This is a genomic window from Chrysanthemum yellows phytoplasma (genome assembly GCF_000803325.1).
In the GTDB taxonomy this organism is placed as follows: domain Bacteria; phylum Bacillota_I; class Bacilli_A; order Acholeplasmatales; family Acholeplasmataceae; genus Phytoplasma; species Phytoplasma asteris.
In genome coordinates, this window is sequence record NZ_JSWH01000146.1 from 1 (window position 1) to 767 (window position 767).

Here is a 767-nt window from a genome sequence, read left to right on the forward strand (position 1 = left end):
ATTGTAATTATTTTTTAATTAATGCTACACAACCTAAAAATAAGATTTTAAAACAAATAATTAAAATATTAAATATCAAAAACACATGAATATATAAATATTTAAAAGAAGGTAAAATAAATGGAAAACTCATTAACTTTTTTATCACAAACCGATATATTTATCAAACGTCATAAATTACAAATAAAACTCTTAAAAACGATAATTGATAAAAACAACATAAAAATCAATAAATTATTTAACCTTTTACCATCTAAAAATCCTTATTCGGACACTTATTTTGAAATAGAACTAGATATTCAAGACCTTTTCGAAATAAACGAAGAACTTGAAGTGTTCCAAAACTTTAGACACTTTTTACTTTTTAAAAATTCTTTAAGACTATGAGCTGTTCCGTTTTTTCATACAACTTTTTATTTTAAAATGACTCTTTAAGACTAAAAAATTAATAGATAATTTCCTATCTTTTCAAACTAAAGAAATATTTTTTTCGTTTAAAAAAGTGTCTAAACTTTTTTTGATAATTCTTTAGTTTCAAAAGATATTTTTTTAAATATTTTATCCTTACACTATATAGTTAGGTAAAAAAAGTTAAAAAGTCGTCAACAAAATGAATAAAAAGCTCATTTTCTTTAAAAGTCATCATTTGATGGGATAAAAAAGCGTACTAAAGTAACCTTTTTCAAGGTTATATTATTTTATATTAATTCAACTAAAACTTATCTCAGATTTTGAATATATTGAGATGGAGTTGAATAGTTTAATTT

Annotated in this window: 1 protein-coding gene; it reads left to right on the forward strand. The window is 20.9% G+C overall.

The window, feature by feature from the left end; genetic code table 11:
- The first annotated feature begins 120 nt into the window (after positions 1-120).
- Positions 121-387, forward strand: a complete 267-nt coding sequence (locus tag OL66_RS02680) for a hypothetical protein (protein ID WP_034172357.1) — start codon at positions 121-123, stop codon at positions 385-387.
- Positions 388-767: the final 380 nt, after the last annotated feature.